Below are 886 nucleotides of genomic sequence, written 5' to 3'. Positions count from 1 at the left end.
GTGATGAAATCACTAGACTAGAGAACCAAAAGAATGAAGAAAACGGCATTATTGGCTGGTGTCAGAGTCAAATTAACAATCTGGGAAATTTCATCGAGAAGCTACTACATACGAAGGAGGGGTAAGGTCATGTATGGAACGATTCAATTATCCGAGGTTCTGTTTAACTCGCACATCAGTAGTTTGACCAAGGCTCAGGCTAGTTTGGCTGGAGTGAGTAAGCCAACCTTCAAAACGACATCGGAATCCAAGGTGCTCGATTTGTATCAGGAACAATTCAATGAGCTCTGTCAGCTGATGACGAGCTATACATCCTTATTGGGAGCGGACATCGCCTTGATGGCAGCTACAGGAAAAGAATTGGCTCGTACAGATACTGTATTGGGACAAAACCTGTTTCCTGGCTTGCAGTAGGGAGGTTCTATGAGTTACAATATAACATTTGATGATATCACCTCTGTCCAAGTGGAAAGTCAAAAGACCATGAATGCTTGGGGAGAGGCCATCAATAATCTCAATACCGCTATGACGGACTTTATCAATAATACTAACCTCCAAGGTCAGGCCATCTCGAGTATGCGCACCTACCTAGTAGAGGTGCATGGGACTCTTCTTCAAACTCTAGTCAACCTGATGAATGACTACTCATCCAACCTCTTGCTTTACAAGGACGGTTACTATCAAATTGATTCGAGCAATCATGCAAAGCTACCAGGTCAGGTGTTTACAAACCTTCATAGTGATTTAAAGAGTTCACGGGACAATCTAAAGAGTGAGATTGAGCTCTTGAACACGACCAAGGACAAGATTTCAGACTTGGTGAGTTACGAAGGTAGTAGTCATACCAGCACCGTCATGGACTATAACTTCCTCATGAACCAGGTCA

The 886-nt window shown here is 43.2% G+C and carries 2 protein-coding genes; both read left to right on the top strand.

Annotated features, from left to right (window positions below; translation table 11 throughout):
• Positions 1 to 129: 129 nt before the first annotated feature.
• Positions 130 to 414 carry a TIGR04197 family type VII secretion effector gene (locus tag HMPREF9184_RS08990; protein ID WP_000274521.1) on the top strand — a complete coding sequence of 95 codons (285 nt, stop codon included), beginning with the start codon at positions 130 to 132 and terminating at the stop codon, positions 412 to 414.
• Between the two features lie 9 nt (positions 415 to 423).
• Positions 424 to 886: T7SS effector LXG polymorphic toxin (locus HMPREF9184_RS09790; protein WP_009444415.1), on the top strand; the 463-nt coding region annotated here is incomplete at its 3' end.

The sequence above is a fragment of the Streptococcus sp. oral taxon 058 str. F0407 genome, from assembly GCF_000235485.1.
Lineage (GTDB): Bacteria > Bacillota > Bacilli > Lactobacillales > Streptococcaceae > Streptococcus.
Note: the sequence above shows the minus strand (reverse complement) of the source record. Positions and strands in the feature narration are given on the sequence as shown.

Coding starts and splice junctions, on each gene's coding strand:
- HMPREF9184_RS08990 (WP_000274521.1), top strand. CDS start 130: ATGTATGGAACGATTCAATTATCCGAGGTTCTGTTTAACTCGCACATC.